Genomic DNA, 15,148 nt, shown 5'->3' with positions numbered 1-15,148 from the left:
ACCGCATGAACCTGCTCGCCTACGACCGCGAGCACGTGTGGCACCCCTACACGTCGATGACCGACCCGACGCCGGTCCGCGTCGTGACCGGGGCGTCCGGCGTGCGGCTGCGGCTCGACGACGGCACCGAGCTGGTCGACGGCATGTCGTCGTGGTGGGCGGCCGTGCACGGGTACGCCGTGCCCGAGCTCGACGCCGCGCTGCGGTCGGTCGACCTCGCGCACGTGATGTTCGGCGGGCTGACCCACGCCCCCGCCGTACGGCTGGCCGAGCGGCTGGTCGACCTGGCCCCGGGAGGGCTCGAGCGGGTCTTCCTCGCCGACTCCGGGTCGGTCTCGGTGGAGGTGGCGCTCAAGATGGCGCTGCAGTGGCAGCGCGGGCGCGGCCGCCCGGGGCGCACCCGGATGCTCACGGTGCGCGGCGGCTACCACGGCGACACGTTCGGCGCGATGAGCGTGTGCGACCCCGAGGGCGGCATGCACGCGATGTGGGCGGGGGTGCTGCCGGAGCAGCTGTTCGCGCCGCGGCCACCGGCACCGGGCGGTGACGTGGAGGGCTGGGCGGCCGACGTGCGTCGCCTGGCGGCCGAGCACCGCGACGAGGTCGCCGCGGTCGTCGTCGAGCCGGTCCTGCAGGGCGCCGGCGGCATGTGGGTGTACGACGCCGCGTGCCTGCGCGTGCTGCGGGAGGTCTGCGACGAGCACGGGTTCCTGCTGGTGTGCGACGAGATCGCGACCGGGTTCGGGCGCACCGGCGAGCGCTGGGCGGCCGACCACGCGGGCGTCGTGCCCGACGTGATGTGCGTCGGCAAGGCGCTCGGCGGCGGCTACCTGACCATCGCCGCGACGCTGTGCACCGACGAGGTCGGCCGGGGCATCTCCGCCTCGGAGTCGGGCGTGCTGATGCACGGGCCGACGTTCATGGGCAACGCGCTGGCCTGCACGGTCGCGCTCGCCTCCCTCGACCTGCTGGACGCGCGCGACTGGCGAGCCCAGGTGGCCCGCATCGGCGCTCGGCTCGAGGCGGGCCTGGCCGGCCTCCCCGGCGTGCGCACCCTCGGCGCGGTCGGGGTCGTGCAGCTCGACCACCCGGTCGACGTCGTCGCGGCCACCGACGCGGCCGCGTCCGAGGGCGTCTGGCTGCGACCCTTCCGCGACCTCGTCTACGCGATGCCGCCCTTCGCTTGCAGCGACGACGACGTCGACCGTATCTGCCGGGCCCTGCGCCGCGCGGCGGAGGTGGCGTGAACGTGGTCGCGCCGACCTGGACCGCGTGGCTGGCCGAGCAGGCGGCGGCCCGTGAGTCGTCCGGCCTGGTCAGGGCCCTGGCCCACCGTGGGCCCGACGACCCGACGCTCGACCTGGCCGGCAACGACTACCTCGGCCTCGCCCGCGACCCGCGCGTGGTCGCCGGCGCGGTGGAGGCGGCCGAGCGGTGGGGCGGGGGCGCGGCCGCGTCGCGGCTGGTCACCGGCACCCTCGACCTGCACGGCGACCTCGAGCGCGAGCTGGCCGACTACCTCGGGCAGCCGGCCGCCCTGGTCTTCTCCACCGGCTACCACGCCAACCTCGGCGTCGTCTCCGCGCTGGCCGACCGCGACACCCTCGTCGTCTCCGACGCCCACGTGCACGCCTCCCTCATCGACGCCGTGCGCCTGTCCCGGGCACAGGTCGCGGTGGTCGACCACGACGACGTCGACGCCGTGCGCCGGGCGCTCGCCTCGGCCGGGTCGCGCGGATGCACCCGGGCGATGGTGCTGGTCGAGTCGGTCTACTCGGTGCTCGGCGACGCCGCGTCGCTGGTCGAGCTGGCCGCGGTGTGCGAGGAGGCCGGGGCGCTGCTCGTGGTCGACGAGGCCCACGGCCTGGGCGTCTGGGGTCCGGGACTGGTGGCCACCGCCGGCCTGGCGGGTGCGCCCCACGTGCTCGTCACGGCCACGCTCTCGAAGTCCCTGGGGTCGCAGGGCGGCGCGGTGCTCGGCCCGCAGGCCGTGGTCGACCACCTGGTCAACCGGGCCCGGCCGTTCATCTTCGACACCGGCCTCGCCCCGGCGGCCACCGGCGCGGCCCTGGCCGCGCTCCGGGTGCTGCGCTCCTCCCCCGACCTCCCGCTGCTCGTGCAGGCCCGCATGCGCGACCTCGCGGCCGCGCTCGGCGTCGAGCCGTCCGTGGGCGCGGTGCTCTCGGTGCCGATGCCGTCGCCCACCATCGCCCTGGCCGCCCAGGCCGCGGCCCTCGACCAGGGCGTGCGGGTCGGCTGCTTCCGGCCCCCGTCGGTGCCCGACGGGGTCTCGCGGCTGCGGGTCACGGTCTCGGCGGGGCTCCCCGACGACGCCTGGACCCGCGCGGTCGACGTGCTCGTCGCGGTCGTCAAGGAGCACGCGGGGTCGACGCCGTGAGCGGCGGGCCGCGCTTCGTCGTGGTCACCGGCACCGGCACCGAGGTCGGCAAGACCGTCACCACCGCCGCCCTCGCCGCGGTCGCCGCCGCCCGGGGTGACCGGGTGCTCGTGGTCAAGCCCGTGCAGACCGGCATCGCCGGTGACGAGCCCCGCGACGCCGACGTGGTCGCCCACCTGGCCGGGCCCGGGGTCGACGTCACCACGTTCACCGAGCTGGCCGAGCCGCTCGCCCCCGACACCGCCGCCCGGCGGGCCGGGGTCGACCTGCCGCCGGTCGCCGACCACGCAGCCCGGGTGCGCGACCTCGCGTCGGCGTACGACGTGGTGGTGGTGGAGGGCGCCGGCGGCCTGCTGGTGCGCCTCGACACCGACGGCGGCACGCTGCTCGACCTGGCCGCCGCCCTCGACGACCCGCAGGTGGTGGTCGTCTGCGCTCCCGCGCTCGGCACCCTCAACACCACCGAGCTCACCGTCGGCGCGCTGCGTGCCCGCGGCCTCGAGCCCGCCGGCCTCGTCATCGGCTCCTGGCCGGATGACCCCGGCCTCGCCGAGTCGGTCAACGCCGAGGAGCTGCCGCGGGTCAGCCGCGTGCCGCTGTGGGGTCGTGTGCCCGCGGGGTCGGGCGCCCTCGACCCGGCGGCCTTCCGCGCGGCCGCACCGGGCTGGCTGCCGGGCGCTCCGTGACCCCGGCCGGCGAGGTGTACGCCGCCCGCGCCGAGCCGGTACGCCGGGGCCGGCTCGGCCGGTGGGGCGCGGCCGTGGCCCGGCTGGCCAGCGCCTCCATCGGCGGGACGGACGACCCGACGAGCGCCGGCGACGTGGTCGTCCGCCGCCGCGGCGACGGGTCGGAGGTGCTGCGCGTGCCGGGCGGCCCGGCCGAGGAGCTGGCCTGGACGCTGCAGAGCGTGCGCGAGCAGCTCGAGCACCTCTCGGTCGCGGACTTCAGCGACCGCTGGGGCCTCGACGACTGACCCTCGGGCTGGCCGGGACGGGTGCGGCGGGTCGGTCATGGCGTCGCAGCCAGGACCTCACGTGGCCCCGGGTGCCACACTCGAGGGGTGCCCGACGTCCTCGACCCCGCGACCGCCGACGAGGTCTACCTGCTCGGCCTCGAGCCGCGGCGGCGTGCCCGGTGGGGTCGGCTGGTCGCGGGCGCGCTCGACCTGTGGTGCGCCACCACGGGCGGCCGGTTCGAGCTGACGGGGGCGGGCGTGGTCGTCGTCCGCCGGCGCTACGACGGGGTGGCCGAGCTGCGGGTGCCGGTGGCCGGCGCCGAGGACGCGGCCGTGCTGCTCGACGTCGTGCGCGACCAGCTGGCGACCCTCAGCCCGGCCGAGTTCCGCACGGCCTGGGGCATCTGAGCCCTACCAGACGTCGCCGTCGCGCCACTCGCAGGCGATCGGGGCGTCGAGGTCGAGACCGTGCCCGCCGAGGACGTGGATCGCTCCGTCGTCCTCCGGTGTGGCCAGCGGGCCGTCGGGCGAGAGCACCGAGGAGGGCCCGCGCCAGCGCTGCCAGCCCCGCGCCTCGTAGAACCCGACCGCGCGGGTCGAGGCGCTCAGCGCGAGCACGTCGTGGGCCGGGCCGTGGCCCTCGAGCTCGGCCATCACCGCGGCCCCGAGCCCCTGGCCCTGGAACGCCGGGTCGACGGCCACGGCCTCGACGTACCCGCAGCGCAGCGAGCGGCCGCGCACCAGCAGCCGACGCTGCACGAGCGCCGCGTGCGCGACGACCCGGCCCTCGCGGTGGACCAGGGCGTGCAGCCCGCCGAGGGCGTGCGACCAGTCGTCGTCGGTGAAGTCGACGAACGCGCGGTCCATGAGGTCGCGGGCCTGGCGGAGGTCGTCGTCGGGGAGCAGGGCGGTGGGCGTCACCATCGGGGCGGTCTCCGGTCGTGCCAGGGTCGGGCCGCCTCGAGCTGGGCGGCCAGGGAGAGGAGCGCCTCCTCGCCGGCGGGCCGGCCGGCGAGCATCACGCCGACCGGGAGGACCCCGGCCGGGCTGCCGGGCGCGTCGGCCCAGTGGAGCGGCAGCGAGATCGCCGGCATGCCGGTGACGTTCCACGCCGAGGTCCACGGGGTGAACGCCTTCTGCCGGGCGAAGTCGAGCGCCGGGTCGGCGTCGTCGCGGATCGCCCCGACCGGCAGCGGGAGCCGGGCCAGGGTCGGGGTGAGCACGGCGTCGAAGGCGTCGAGGGCCCGGACCGCGGCGGCCGCGTGGCGGCGCACCGCGCCGATGGCCCGCCCGAGGTCGGGGCCCGAGACGGCGTTGCCGCGGGCGGTGAGCCACCGGGTCAGCGGGCGCAGCAGGTGCTCCCGCTCGGGCGGCACCGGGCCGAGCGCGGTCAGCACGGCCCAGCACGTCTCGAACTCCACCACTGCCTCGGGCGGCAGCGGCACCGCGACGTCGACCACCTCGTGCCCGAGGCCCCCGAGCAGCGCCGAGGCCTCCTCGTAGGCCTCCAGCACCTCCGGGTCGAGGGTCGCGCCGACCTGCCAGTCGCCGGTCGCGGGGTCGCGTCGGTCAGGACTGTCGGTGGCGAGTGCTGTGATGACGGGAGTGCTGAAGCGCGCGACCCGCATCCGCCCCGGGTCGCGCTCGCAGGCACCGACCAACGACCCACGGAGAGGAGGCGCCCACGACGGATCCCCCACGCGATGACCGGCCATGACCTCGAGCAGCGCCGCGGCGTCGCGCACCGTGCGTCCGATCGACCCGGCCGTGGCCAGGCCGACCGGGTCGCCGTACGCCGGTGCGCCGCTGATGCGTCCGCGCGAGGGCTTGAGCCCGACCAGCCCGCAGCACGACGCCGGGATGCGGATGGAGCCGCCGCCGTCCGAGCCCTGCGCCACGGGCACCAGACCGGCCGCGGTGGCCGCCGCCGCTCCCCCGGAGCTGCCGCCCGCCATCCGGCTGCGGTCCCACGGGGTCACGGCGGCGGGCTGCCCCTCGGGCTCGGTGTAGCAGGGCGAGCCCAGCTCGGGCGTGCTCGTCTTGCCGACCATCGGCATGCCGGCCGCCTCCACCGCCTCCACCACGGCGTCGGAGACCTCCGGCACGTGGTCGGCGAAGGCCGGTGACCCGAACGCCGTCGGCACGCCGGCGGTGAGGTTGAGGTCCTTCACGGCCGTCGGTACGCCGTGCAGCGGCCCCGTGGCCTCGCCCGCGGCCCGCCGCCGGTCGGCCTCGCGCGCCTGCGCCCGGGCCACCTCGGGCGTCACCCGGACGAACGCGCCCACGTCGTCGAGCCTGCCGGCGCGGTCGAGGTAGTGCTCGGTGAGCTCGGCCGACGACACCTCGCCCGTCCGCACGAGCGCGGCTTGCTCGAGTGCGGTCAGGTCGTGGAGGTCGGCCACCCGCCCAACCTAGTGCGACCGGGCGGCTCAGGGCACCAGCAGCGAGGCCAGCCCGACGTACGCCGCGGCCAGGGCCATCCAGGCCAGGAAGGCACCCGGGGCCAGCCACCACGCGAGCCGACCGCGCACCATCCGGACGACGGCCCAGACGAGCGCGACGAGCCAGAGCAGCGCCGGCGCGACCGTCATCACCGCCGTGCCGCCGGTGAGCACGGTGCCGCACGGCTCCCGGCCCTCGCAGCTGGAGACCCCCATGCCGGTGAGCAGGCCCAGGACCATCGCCACGAAGGCCAGGGGGGCCAGCACGACGAGCAGCAGCACGGTCACGGTCACGTCGACCGGCCGCGGCTGCCGGCGCGGAGCGGCGTCCGCGACCGGGGCGGTGGAGACCTGGGAGGCGTGGGGACGCCAGAGCGGCTCGGTCACGGGGCGAGCCTGCCCCGTGACCGAGCCGTCACACGGTCACCCGGTCACCCGGTCCGGCGGGGCGCCGGTGTCAGGCGGCGACGGGCTGGTAGCTGACGACGGCGTCGAGCACGCGCAGGAACTCCGCGACCACCTCGTCGTCGCCCAGCGGGTCGACCTCGAGCACCGACTGCGAGTGCACGGCGCCGTCGACGGCGATCGCCCCGGCGATGCCCGCGGAGCGGACGGTGTCCTCGTGCGCCCACTTGCCGCCGTACGGCGTGGGGGTGGTGCCGGTGACGCCCAGCGGCTTGCCGACGATCGCGCCCGCACCGTAGGGGCGCGAGAGCCAGTCGATGGCGTTGTTGAGCACGGCCGGCATGGTGCCGTTGTACTCGGGCGTGACGACGAGGATGGCGTCGGCGGCCCGGACCCGCTCGCGCAGGGCGGTCGCGGCGGCCGGGGTCGCGGTGGCGTCGAGGCCCTCCTCGTAGAAGGGCAGGTCGTCGAGGCCGTCGACGATGTCGAGCTCGACGCCCTCGGGGGCGCGGTCGCGCACCAGCTCGGCGACCTTGCGGTTCAGCGAGTCGGGTCGCAGGCTGCCGACGAGCACGGCGACGCGGGTACGGGCGAGGGGGCTGTTCGAGGTGGTCATGACCGGCCAAACGGACCATGGTCCGGTTTCATTCCCACCCGCGAGGAGATTTCTGCGCCGGTAGGTTCGGAGCCATGGACGAGGGGCCGCGCCGGCTGCTGCCGCTGGCCGACGACCGGCCCGTCGAGCGGGCCGACGCCGCCCGCAACCGCGAGGCCCTCCTGCGCGCCGCGGCCGAGCTGGTCGACCACTGCAGCGTCGAGGGCGTGACGATGGACGCCGTCGCCCAGCGCGCCGGGGTCGGCAAGGGCACGGTGTTCCGGCGGTTCGAGAGCCGCGAGGGCCTGATGGCCGCCCTGCTCGACCACGTCGAGGCCGACTGGCAGGCCTCGGTCCTCTCCGGCCCGCCACCCCTGGGCCCCGGCGCACCGGCCCGCGAGCGGCTGCTGGCCTTCGGCCACTCCCGCATCGACGCCAGCCTGCGCGGCGCGGCCCTGATCCGCGCCGCCGGCCACGCCGGCTCCCGGTCGACCGCCGCGGCGTCGTTCACCGCGATGCACGTGCGGCACCTGCTGGGCGAGATCGGCGTCCGGGGCGACCTGACCTACCTGACCGCCGCGCTGCTGGCGCCGCTGGAGATCCCCATCCTCGAGCAGCAGCTGCGCCACGACGGCCTGTCCCTCGAGCGCATCTGCGACGGCTGGGACGACCTGGTCGAGCGGGTCGTCGGCCCGCGGCCCTGACCCGCCGTCAGCCGCCGTCAGCCGCCGAAGCCCGCGAAGCCGAACAGCACGAAGCACACGGGCGTCAGCGCGACGGCGGCGACGACCGTGCGCCCGAGGAGCACCGGCTGACGGGCCGTGGCCGCGAGCAGCGCCGCGCCGAGGCCCGCGGTGAGCAGGGCGGTGCCGGGCTGGTCGGACCGCTGCCACGCCTCCGCGAGCAGCACGGCGACACCGGCCCCGATGCCCGCCGCGGCCCACCAGGACCGGCCGCGCCGGCTCCATGCGCCCGCGACCCCGAACCCGGCCCCGGCGACCACGCCCATGACCATCCAGGCCACCGAGGTCGGCGCGACCAGGCTGGTCACGGCCGCCTTGTCGAGCGCGATCGCGGCCAGATAGTAGGCCTCGACCGCGACCACGAGGGCCACGACGCCCGCCAGGGCCGAGCGCACCTCGCCCGTGCCGAGGACCCGCGCCAGCACCAGCGCGAGCACGGCCCACACGGCCGAGCTGTTGGCCAGGTCGGCCAGCGGGTAGGGCAGCGACAGCTGCAGGGCCAGGTCGACGACCCCGAGCGCGACACCCGCCCCGGCCGCGACGAGCAGCGGGCGGCGTACGGCGGGGTGGGCGGAGCGGGCGTGGCCCGTGAGCACCGGGGCCTCGTAGGTCGTCATGCCTCCAGGGTGCGCCGGCGCGGGGCTCCGCAGATCAGCCTGAGGTGCCGACGACCACGCCCGGGGTACCGGTCAGGGTTCCTCGTCGACCGACCCCCACCCGCCCCGGACGAAGGGGCGGTCCCGGTCGGCCACGGCGGCCCGGGGGCCCGCGGCGCGGAGCACGACGTCGAGCACCGCGTCGGGATCGGCGGCGTAGGACCCGCTGGCCCAGGCCGCGTTGGCCTCGACGACGCTCCACGCACCGTCGGCGTCGCGGCCGACGTCGACCACGATCGCCGAGGGCAGGGAGGCCCCCGCCGCGACGAGGACGTCCGCGCCGAAGGCCAGCGCGTCGGCGGGGGCCGGGCCCGGAGCGAGGTCGCGGTCCTCGGCGTACCGGCTGGCGGTGCGGACCTCACCGTCGAGCACGAACAGCCTGACCTCCGAGCGGTAGGTGACCACGTCGCTGACGAGCACCGGTGCGCTGGGGTCGACCGCGTCGGAGCCGGGCAGACGGGTCCCGTCGGGGTAGACCCGGGCGGGGACGCTCTTGTCGTTGGGTGACTTCACGAACGCGGGGCTGCGGAGCCCGTGCGCCTCGCGCAGGCTCACCGCCTCGATCCGCCGCCGCACGAGGGCCCGCGGCAACCGCGCCAGCCAGTCGACGGGCGCCTCGAGCGGCGCGACGTCGAGGGCCCCGGCCACCGCGTCGACGAACGTCGGCCCGGCGTGCAGGTGCGCCGCCCCGGCCCGCGCCGCGAGGTCGGCCGGGACGACCGGCGACGGCAGCCGGACGACGTCGAGGCCACGCCGCCGCGCCGCCGCGGCCACCCGGGAGGCGGACGCGGTCAGCCCCGGGGGCAGGACCAGGACGGCGTCCGCCGGGGCGCCGGCCACGGGTCAGTCCCGGTGGCGGCGCCGCAGCCCGTAGGTCAGGCCGTCGAGCAGCGCCTCCCACGAGGCCTCGATGACGTTGGCGCCGACGCCGACGGTCACCCAGGTCGACCCGCCGTCGGAGGTCTCGATGAGGACCCGGGTGATGGCGTCGGTGCCGTGCCCCTGGTCGAGGATGCGGACCTTGTAGTCGACCAGCTCGAACTTCGCCACCTCGGGGAACGCCTGCACCATGGCGAGCCGGAGCGCGGAGTCGAGCGCGTTGACCGGTCCGTTGCCCTCGCCGGTCACGACGTAGCGCACGCCCTCGGCGGTCAGCTTGACCGTCGCCTCGGAGACGGCCTCCTCCAGGGCGTCGCGGTGGGCGAGGGTCTCGGTGATGACGCGCCACGACTCGACCTCGACGTACGCCGGCCGGCGGCCCTCGACCTCCTCGGCGAGCAGCAGCTCGAAGGAGGCGTCGGCGGCCTCGAAGGTGTAGCCGCGCTGCTCCATGGCCTTGACCCGGTCGGTGACCCGGGTGACCACGTCGCGGTCGCCGGTGAGGTCGAACCCGAGCTCCTTGCCCTTGAGCTCGATGGACGCGCGTCCGGCCATGTCGGAGACGAGCAGCCGCATGTCGTTGCCGACGCCGGTGGGGTCCATGTGCTGGTAGAGGTCGGGGTCGACCTTGATCGCGCTGGCGTGCAGGCCGGCCTTGTGCGCGAAGGCCGAGGTGCCGACGTACGGCTGGCGCGAGGCGGGCGGGAAGTTGGTGACGTCGGCGACGGCGTGGGCGATGCGGGTCGACTCGGCCAGCAGGCCCTCGGGCAGCACCTGGCGGCCGTGCTTGAGCTCGAGGTTGGCCACGACGGTGACGAGGTCGGCGTTGCCGGTGCGCTCGCCGTACCCGTTCATGCAGCCCTGGACGTGCGTCGCGCCCGCGTCGACGGCGGCGATGCTGTTGGCGACCGCGCAGCCGGTGTCGTTGTGGGCGTGGATGCCGACCCGCACGCCGGTGGTGGCGATGACGTCGGCGACGGTGTCGCCGACCCACGTCGGCAGCATGCCGCCGTTGGTGTCGCACAGCGCGACGACCGAGGCGCCGGCCTCGGCCGCGACGCGGACGACCTCGAGGGCGTAGTCGCGGTTGCGGCGGTAGCCGTCGAAGAAGTGCTCGGCGTCGAGGAAGACCTCCTGGCCCTCCTCGCGCAGGTGGCTGACGGTGTCGCGGACCATCGCGAGGTTCTCCTCGAGCGTGGTGCGCAGCGCCAGCTCGACGTGCCGGTCGTGCGACTTGGCGACCAGCGTGACGGTGCCGGCCCCGCTGTCGCGCAGCGCGGCGACCTGCGGGTCGTCGGCCGCGCGTACGCCGGCCTTGCGGGTCGCGCCGAACGCGGCCAGCCGGGCGTGGCGCAGGTCGAGCTCCTGGGCGGCCCGGCGGAAGAACTCGGTGTCCTTGGGGTTGGCCCCCGGCCACCCGCCCTCGACGTAGCCCACGCCCAGGCCGTCGATGAGCCGGGCGATCGTCAGCTTGTCGGCCACGGAGAGGTTGAGGCCCTCCTGCTGCGCGCCGTCGCGCAGGGTCGTGTCGTAGACGTGGAAGGCGCCGTGCAGGTCCATCGGGGTTCCTCGGGTCGGGTGTCAGGTCGCGTGCCGGGTCAGGTGCCAGGGCAACAAAAAACCTCCCGGGGTGGCGGGAGGTGGCGCACCGGGTGGGTCCCGGTGCGCTAGCGAATGATGATGGTGGTCATCGAGGTGCGAAGCACCCGACCATGGTGCCACGGGTCGGGCGGTGTGGCACGCGTCCCATCCACGTCGCGTTGAGCGGTCGCTCAACTCCGGCGTACCGTGGAGACCGTGACCGACACCCGACAGCGCCTCCTCGACGCCACCGCCGAGGTGCTGCGCACCGAGGGCATCACCGCGCTCTCGGCCCGCACCGTGGCGGCCCGCGCCGAGGTCAACCAGGCCCTGGTCTTCTACCACTTCGGCACCGTGCCCGAGCTCATCCAGGCCGCGACCCGGGCGGCGGTCGACGAGAGCGTGGTGTTCTACCGCGACCAGTTCGCGCAGATCGGTTCGCTCTCGGAGCTGCTCGAGGTCGGACGCGAGCTCCACGACCGCGAGCGCGAGACCGGCAACATCACCGTGATGGCCCAGCTCCTCGCCGGCGCCCGCCAGGACCTGCTGCTGGCCGAGGCCGGCCGCTACGCGATGGCCCGCTGGTGCGAGCAGCTCGAGGCCGTCGTGCGCCGCCTGATGACCGGCAGCCCGCTCGAGCAGGTCGTCGACCCGGCCGGCCTGGCGCAGATGATGAGCGCCGTCTTCGTCGGCCTCGACCTGTACGACGGCGTCGACCCGGTCGGGTCGCGCGCGGCCCTCGACGCGGTCGAGCGCCTCGTGGTGCTCGTCGACGTGGTCGACGACCTCGGCCCGGTCGCCAGCCGGGCCCTGCGCTCCCGCCTCCGCAAGGCCTCCGCCACCCGCTGACCCCGAGGCCGGGCCGGCCCGTGTCCGCGGGCGGGTCCGGTCGGATCGGGGCGGGTCGGCGGGTCGGACGTCATGCGAGCCGGCCGCCCGGACCACCGGTCCGCATGACGTCCCGCGCAACCCCCACCGCGACCCCCGCCGCGGCGCGTCAGCGGGGGCCGGGGGTGACGAGGCCGTGGTCGAAGGCGAGGACGACGGCGGCGGCGCGGTCACGGAGGCCGAGCTTGGCGAAGACGTGGCCGACGTGGGTCTTGACCGTCCCCTCCCCCAGCACCAGCTCGGCGGCGATCTCGCCGTTGGACAGGCCGCGGCCGATGAGCACGAGCACCTCGCGCTCGCGGGCGGTGAGGACCTCGATGGCGGCGCCCGCGGACGGGGCGGGCGCGCCGGTGCGGTAGGCGGCGAGCACCCGTCCGGTGACCGCCGGGTCGAGCCAGGACCCGCCGGCGGCGACCTCGCGGACCGCGCGCTGCAGGTCGGCGGCGGGGACGCCCTTGAGCAGGAACCCGTCGGCGCCGGCGCGCAGCGCGCCGGCCAGCACCTCCTCGTCCTCGAACGTCGTCAGCACCAGCACGGGCGGCGGGTCGTCGAGGACGGCCAGCCGACGGGTGGCCTCGACGCCGTCGACGCCGGGCATCCGCACGTCCATCACCACCACGTCCGGCCGCAGGGCGGTGACCGCGTCGACCACCCCGGTGCCGTCGCCGAGCTCGCCGACGACGTCGAACCCGTGCGAGGCGCGCAGGATGCCGCGCAGCCCGGCGCGGACCAGCTCCTGGTCGTCGACCAGCAGCACCCGGACCGCGGGGGCGTCCCCGCTCACGAGGGCAGCACCGCCTCGACGCGCCACCCGCCGGCGTGCGGCCCTGCAGTCAGCCGGCCGCCCACGGCCGCGGCCCGCTGGCGCATGCCGACCAGTCCCCCGCCCTCGTGCACCACGGCGGGCGCAGGGCCGGCGGAGTCGACGACCACCGTCGTGCCGGCGGCGCCGACCTCGACGCGGGCGGTGGTGGCCGCGCCAGGGGCGTGCCGGGCAGCGTTGGTGAGCGACTCCTGGAGGATCCGGTAGACCGTGAGCGCCTCGGTGGCGGTCAGCGAGGCCGGGTCGCCGTCGACCGACCAGGTGACCGGGGTGCCGGCCCGGTCGAAGGACGCCACGAGGTCGTCGAGCTGGCCCGCGCCGGGCAGCGGCGCCACCGCACCGGCGTCACGCATGAGTCCGACGACCGCGCGCACCTCGGCCAGGCTCTGCTGCGAGAGCCGTTCGGCCTCCTCGAGCGAGGCGGCCGCCTCGGCCGGGTCCTCGTCGAGGGCGAGCCGGGCACTGGTGACGTGCAGCAGCGAGACGGTGAGCGCGTGGCCGATGACGTCGTGCAGCTCGTGGGCGATCCGGTTGCGCTCCTCGGCCGCCGCCCGCTCGGCCAGCCCGGTCTGGGCCTCCTGCAGCGCGGCGAGCAGCTCGCGCTGGCGGTGGGCCATCGAGCAGGCCACGGCCGTGAACACCGTGCCGGCCACCCACGCGCCCCACCCGGGCTCGTCGGCGTCGACCAGCCACTGCGCGGCGATCGCCGCCACGGCCGGCACCGCGACCGCGGCCACGACGCGCGGCCGGGCGACGATGGCGACCCAGCCCACGACGATGCACACCCCGAACCAGCCGAGGTTGGACGACGAGCCCGCGCACACGGCGTACGTCGCCACGAGCGGCACCGCGAGCACGAGCCCGGCCCGCGGGCCGGTGACGGCGAGCGTGGCCGCGGCGACCGCGCCCGCCACTCCCACGAGCGCGACGACCACGGCGTGGGCCAGCGGCCGCGTGCTGCCCGCGACGCCTGCGGCGAGGAAGAGCGCGACCGCGGGCGGCCCGGCCCACCGCAGCGCGCGCTCCTCGGTCACCGGCCCATCCTCACAGGTGCGGTCACAGGGCGGTGCGACGCGCGGCCAGCGCCAGCGCCACCACCGCGCCGAGCCCGACGACGACCAACGGACCGGTCGCGCTGCCGAGGCCGAGCCAGGGGTCGCGCACCGCCTCGGTGACCAGCGCGAGCGGCAGCACCTCGGACAGGTCGCGCAGCGCGGGGCTGAGCACCGCCGGCGGCGGTCCGCCGACGCCGAGCAGGAACGACGGGAAGAACAGCAGCATCCCCAGCGCCTGCGCACTGCGCGCCGAGGGCAGCACGGTGCCGAGCAGCACGCCGATGCCCACGAACGCGACCGACCCGAGCAGCACCCCGGCGAGGACCCGCAGCGGCTGGTCGGGCACCGGGACGCCGTACACGGGGGCGGCGACGGCGAGCAGCACGACCCCGGCGACCGCGACGGCGGCGAGACCGAGCACGAGCTCGGCCAGCGCGAACGACCACCGGGAGAAGCCCGCCGCGGCGAACCGGCGCAGCACCCCGCGCTCGCGGTAGGCCGCGAGGTGCACCGGCAGCATGATCAGGCCGGTGGCGCCGATGACGACGGTGAAGTAGGAGGCGACGTACCACTGGGTCGGGTCGACCGGGAACGCCTCGTCCGGTGAGGTCCCGAAGGAGCCGCCGATGATGAGCATCGTCACGACCGGGAAGACGAGCACGAAGGTCAGGGTCATCGGGTCGCGCAGCATGAGCCGCAGCTCGGTCGCGACCAGTCGTCTGGTGCTCATGCCGCGTCCTCCAGCAGGTGCAGCAGCGCTGCCTCGAGCGAGGCGGTCTGCACGTCGAGGTCGGTCGGCACGTCGCCGCGCCGGACGAGCCAGGCGCCCGTGTGCGCGACCGTCGTACGACGACCGCTCACCGTCACGGTGCCGCCGGCGCGCTCGACGCCGGTGACGCCGGGCAGGGCGGCCAGGCCGGCCACGTCGACCGCGGCGGGCAGGGTGAAGGACACGCGCACCTGGCCGGCGTGCCGGGCGACCAGCTCGGCCGGCGTACCGGTGTCGAGGACGCGTCCGGCGCGCATGGCGACGACGCGGCCGCACAGCGCCTCGGCCTCCTCGATCTCGTGCGTCACCAGCAGCACGGTGGTGCCCTCGTCCCGCAGCCGGGCCACGGCGCCCCACACCTCGCGTCGGGCGGCGGGGTCGAGGCCCTGGGTGAGCTCGTCGAGGACGACGAGGCGCGGACGGTCGAGCAGGGCGAGCACGAGGAAGAGCCGCTGCCGCTCGCCGCCGCTCAGGGTGGCGAAGGCCGAGCGGCGCCGGTGCTGCAGCCCGAACCGCTCGAGCAGCTCCTCGCCGCGCCCGGACCGCTCGCGGGCGAAGAGGGCCACGGCCTCGCCGACCCGGAGCCGGTCGGGCAGGGCCGAGTCCTGCAGCTGGCTGCCGACCATCGCCCGCAGGCGCTGGGTGTCGCGGTGCGGGTCGAGACCGAGCACGCGGACGGTGCCGCCGTCGGGGCGTCGCAGGCCCTGCAGGCACTCGACGGTGGTGGTCTTGCCGGCGCCGTTGGCGCCGATCAGGCCCACCACCTCACCGGCCCGGACCTGCAGGTCGAGGTCGTCGACGACGGTGCGGTCGCCGTAGGTCTTGCGGAGCCCGTGGACGTCGACCACGAGGTCGTCCGGGGGCGGGGACAGGGAGGCTGGCGTCATGCCCCCAGGCTGGTCGAGCGGCGACCGCGGCACATCGGTCCCCGGGCAGAACCGGCTCTCCCCCCAGGGGCAG

General features: G+C 76.4%; 18 protein-coding genes. 7 read left to right on the top strand and 11 right to left on the bottom strand.

All coding sequences use genetic code 11. The features are described from left to right. Positions 1–5: 5 nt before the first annotated feature. The 5 genes from FJQ57_RS15375 (at position 6) to FJQ57_RS15355 (ending at position 3,761) form a co-directional block, all read left to right on the top strand. Positions 6–1,247: an adenosylmethionine--8-amino-7-oxononanoate transaminase gene (locus tag FJQ57_RS15375; protein WP_139981815.1), complete on the top strand. Its 1,242-nt coding sequence runs from the start codon at positions 6–8 to the stop codon at positions 1,245–1,247. Beyond that, a complete protein-coding gene (locus tag FJQ57_RS15370) occupies positions 1,244–2,398 on the top strand; it encodes an 8-amino-7-oxononanoate synthase (protein ID WP_246081838.1) in 1,155 nt (384 codons plus the stop codon). The genes FJQ57_RS15375 and FJQ57_RS15370 overlap by 4 nt, the downstream gene beginning before the upstream one ends. Continuing rightward, positions 2,395–3,084 carry a dethiobiotin synthase gene (gene bioD, locus FJQ57_RS15365; RefSeq protein ID WP_139981813.1) on the top strand — a complete coding sequence of 230 codons (690 nt, stop codon included), beginning with the start codon at positions 2,395–2,397 and terminating at the stop codon, positions 3,082–3,084. The genes FJQ57_RS15370 and bioD overlap by 4 nt, the downstream gene beginning before the upstream one ends. Then, positions 3,081–3,371 carry a hypothetical protein gene (locus tag FJQ57_RS15360; protein ID WP_139981811.1) on the top strand — a complete coding sequence of 97 codons (291 nt, stop codon included), beginning with the start codon at positions 3,081–3,083 and terminating at the stop codon, positions 3,369–3,371. Before bioD ends, FJQ57_RS15360 begins: the two co-directional genes overlap by 4 nt. 87 nt (positions 3,372–3,458) lie before the next feature. Next, positions 3,459–3,761 (top strand): hypothetical protein, encoded by a 303-nt coding sequence (locus FJQ57_RS15355; protein ID WP_139981809.1) that lies wholly within the window; start codon positions 3,459–3,461, stop codon positions 3,759–3,761. Positions 3,762–3,764: 3 nt separating this feature from the next. Here the strand turns inward: FJQ57_RS15355 and FJQ57_RS15350 are convergent, their stop codons facing one another. From FJQ57_RS15350 to FJQ57_RS15335, 4 genes are all read right to left on the bottom strand, one after another. After that, the gene (locus tag FJQ57_RS15350; RefSeq protein WP_425465428.1) at positions 3,765–4,301 is read right to left on the bottom strand and encodes a GNAT family N-acetyltransferase; all 537 of its coding nucleotides are present in this window, start codon (positions 4,299–4,301) and stop codon (positions 3,765–3,767) included. Continuing rightward, a complete protein-coding gene (locus FJQ57_RS15345; RefSeq protein ID WP_139981806.1) occupies positions 4,271–5,755 on the bottom strand; it encodes an amidase in 1,485 nt (494 codons plus the stop codon). The genes FJQ57_RS15350 and FJQ57_RS15345 overlap by 31 nt, the downstream gene beginning before the upstream one ends. 27 nt (positions 5,756–5,782) lie before the next feature. Beyond that, on the bottom strand, positions 5,783–6,181 hold the full coding sequence (locus tag FJQ57_RS15340) for a hypothetical protein (protein WP_139981804.1): 399 nt from the start codon (positions 6,179–6,181) through the stop codon (positions 5,783–5,785). A gap of 70 nt (positions 6,182–6,251) precedes the next feature. Next, the gene (locus tag FJQ57_RS15335; RefSeq protein WP_139981802.1) at positions 6,252–6,815 is read right to left on the bottom strand and encodes an NADPH-dependent FMN reductase; all 564 of its coding nucleotides are present in this window, start codon (positions 6,813–6,815) and stop codon (positions 6,252–6,254) included. Positions 6,816–6,889: 74 nt separating this feature from the next. On the opposite strand from FJQ57_RS15335, the gene FJQ57_RS15330 reads away from it, so the two are divergent. Next, the gene (locus FJQ57_RS15330; protein WP_139981800.1) at positions 6,890–7,498 is read left to right on the top strand and encodes a TetR/AcrR family transcriptional regulator; all 609 of its coding nucleotides are present in this window, start codon (positions 6,890–6,892) and stop codon (positions 7,496–7,498) included. 17 nt (positions 7,499–7,515) lie between these two features. On the opposite strand, the gene FJQ57_RS15325 is transcribed toward FJQ57_RS15330, so the two are convergent. The 3 genes from FJQ57_RS15325 to cimA all read right to left on the bottom strand — a co-directional run bounded on the left by FJQ57_RS15325 (position 7,516) and on the right by cimA (position 10,632). Further along, complete coding sequence (locus FJQ57_RS15325; protein ID WP_139981798.1) at positions 7,516–8,154, bottom strand: DUF6518 family protein; 639 nt, start codon at positions 8,152–8,154, stop codon at positions 7,516–7,518. Between the two features lie 72 nt (positions 8,155–8,226). Beyond that, positions 8,227–9,033, bottom strand: a complete 807-nt coding sequence (locus FJQ57_RS15320; protein WP_211348955.1) for an ATP-grasp domain-containing protein — start codon at positions 9,031–9,033, stop codon at positions 8,227–8,229. Positions 9,034–9,036: 3 nt separating this feature from the next. Continuing rightward, a complete protein-coding gene (cimA, locus tag FJQ57_RS15315; protein ID WP_139981796.1) occupies positions 9,037–10,632 on the bottom strand; it encodes a citramalate synthase in 1,596 nt (531 codons plus the stop codon). 237 nt (positions 10,633–10,869) lie between these two features. On the opposite strand from cimA, the gene FJQ57_RS15310 reads away from it, so the two are divergent. Next, positions 10,870–11,502, top strand: coding sequence for a TetR/AcrR family transcriptional regulator (locus FJQ57_RS15310; RefSeq protein ID WP_139981794.1), 633 nt, complete (start codon positions 10,870–10,872; stop codon positions 11,500–11,502). A 148-nt stretch (positions 11,503–11,650) separates the two neighbouring features. Here the strand turns inward: FJQ57_RS15310 and FJQ57_RS15305 are convergent, their stop codons facing one another. Genes FJQ57_RS15305 through FJQ57_RS15290 form a run of 4 tightly spaced genes read right to left on the bottom strand, consistent with a single transcriptional unit; the run spans position 11,651 to position 15,075 of the window. Continuing rightward, positions 11,651–12,325, bottom strand: coding sequence for a response regulator (locus tag FJQ57_RS15305; protein ID WP_139981792.1), 675 nt, complete (start codon positions 12,323–12,325; stop codon positions 11,651–11,653). Next, complete coding sequence (locus FJQ57_RS15300; RefSeq protein WP_139981790.1) at positions 12,322–13,398, bottom strand: sensor histidine kinase; 1,077 nt, start codon at positions 13,396–13,398, stop codon at positions 12,322–12,324. Before FJQ57_RS15300 ends, FJQ57_RS15305 begins: the two co-directional genes overlap by 4 nt. 22 nt (positions 13,399–13,420) lie before the next feature. Beyond that, entirely contained in the window at positions 13,421–14,149 is a 729-nt protein-coding gene (locus FJQ57_RS15295; RefSeq protein ID WP_139981788.1) for an ABC transporter permease, read from the bottom strand. Further along, positions 14,146–15,075, bottom strand: coding sequence for an ABC transporter ATP-binding protein (locus FJQ57_RS15290; protein ID WP_139981786.1), 930 nt, complete (start codon positions 15,073–15,075; stop codon positions 14,146–14,148). Before FJQ57_RS15290 ends, FJQ57_RS15295 begins: the two co-directional genes overlap by 4 nt. Positions 15,076–15,148: the final 73 nt, after the last annotated feature.

Origin of the sequence: Nocardioides litoris (genome assembly GCF_006346315.1) — a bacterium.
GTDB classification, from domain to species: domain Bacteria; phylum Actinomycetota; class Actinomycetes; order Propionibacteriales; family Nocardioidaceae; genus Nocardioides; species Nocardioides litoris.
The sequence above is the reverse complement of the archived record's forward strand: the minus strand, read 5'-3'. Positions and strand labels throughout refer to the sequence as shown.